This is a genomic window from Mesorhizobium sp. M7A.F.Ca.AU.001.01.1.1, assembly GCF_004022735.1.
Classification (GTDB): domain Bacteria; phylum Pseudomonadota; class Alphaproteobacteria; order Rhizobiales; family Rhizobiaceae; genus Mesorhizobium; species Mesorhizobium ciceri.
In genome coordinates, this window is sequence record NZ_RZPF01000999.1 from 1 (window position 1) to 1,689 (window position 1,689).

Sequence of the window (1,689 nt, forward strand, 5' to 3'; positions counted from 1 at the left end):
TAGCTCCGTCTGCCGTCTCTCAAGGTTGTGTCGGCCAATTTCTCAGCCACCATAATCGTCGGAATGTTTGTGTTCGCCCGAGGGCAAAATGGCATGACGGAAGCGTCGGCGATCCTCAAACCCAAAATACCATGAACGCGTCCCGACGGATCGGTCACAGCGCCAGGATCCGCGGCTGCCCCCATCCTGCAGGTCGACGTCGGATGCCAACTTGGGATGACGTTCTGGCGAATATACCGATCCAGATGTTTCTCGTCGTTGACGAGATCGGAAATGCTATCCCCATCCGTTATGACGCGCCTAATCAGCCCACGGCGCAGCCGCGGCGACGCGTCCATGAGCAGCGCCAGAAATGACGTGAGTGCATAGTTTGTGCTTGTGACCTTGCTCACCAGCTTCGCTCGCGCATTCAACGCTGACGGAAACGGGTCCAGCGCCACAGAGGACAGCGAATCTTGCTGCAGCAGGCGGACTATGAAGCGAAAGCCCTGCTTGAGGCGCTCGGCGTCCCGCTTGTCGCTCAACCAGTTGAAATCGACCTCCGGCTCTATTTTATGCGAACTACCCTTGAGCGCCACAGTTCCCGTCGAGTAGCTGCGATTGACCCACACGGCGAGAGTGCCGAGGCGCCTCCCCAGCGGGTGCCAGGATGATTTGGCAACAGTCGATATTGCCATATCGGTCGACGGGCAGCCTTCGTAACCCGACGAGTAGCGGGCGTGCATCTGAATATATTCGCTCACGCCGGGTGACAAGCGATCGGCCGGCTTCAAATAGGCCGAAACGCAAATCGTGGGGTGTTCCTGAAGATTCTGGCCCACACCTTTCAAATCTGCAACGATAGGGATTCCGAATTGTACTAATTCCTTCGCGGGGCCGATCCCGGAGCGCATCAATATGGCGGGTGAATGGAGTGCTCCTGCGCACAGGATAACGCAAGAAGCGCTATACGATTGCACGCCCGATTTGTTCTCCGTCTCGACCCCCGTTACCGTTGTTCCCAAAAAGGTCAGCCGCGCAACTGTCGTTTCGGATAAAATCGTTAGATTGCGGCGAGAGCGGACGGTTTCGGGTAAGTACGCCATCGCGGAGGAGACCCGATGACCATTGCGGTTGGTCAATGGGACAACTGAATAGCCATCACCGAATGCACCATTGAAGTCTGGCCTGAAATGAAGCCCCAAAGCATCGTAAGCATCGGAGATTGCCCGGATGAAGCCCGACCAGTCTGATTGGCGCACACGTTTGATTGGCAAGGGGCCGTTCGTGCCATGAAATTCCCCGCCGAAATCCAAATCGCATTCTAGACGACGGAAGTAGGGCAGCACGTCTTCCCAACCCCAGCCCGTTGCACCGCTTGAGGCCCACTCATCGTAATCTCCGGGCCCGCCGCGGTTGGCGACTTGGGCATTGATGCTGGAGCCGCCACCCATGACGCGCGCCTGTTCGTAATGGACAGGCTTGCGGCCACCTCGCACCGTTGTCGCGTGGAGTGACTGCCATCGATAACCGGGATTAAGGTAAGCACGCGTTGGGTCGCCATCCTGGATGTCGTCAGGAATGGCATTCGGCGGCGTATCAGGGCCAGCTTCAATGAGCAGCACGCGAGCGCCATAGGCGGAGAGCCTGCTCGCCATCACGCATCCAGAGGAGCCACCACCCACGACGATATAATCGAAAACCACGCAA

General features: G+C 57.7%; 1 protein-coding gene. It reads right to left on the reverse strand.

Going from position 1 to position 1,689, the window contains the following annotated elements:
• Positions 1-1,685 (reverse strand): GMC family oxidoreductase N-terminal domain-containing protein (locus EN884_RS35055; protein WP_063169348.1); only part of this gene is annotated, 1,685 nt, incomplete at its 3' end.
• Positions 1,686-1,689: the final 4 nt, after the last annotated feature.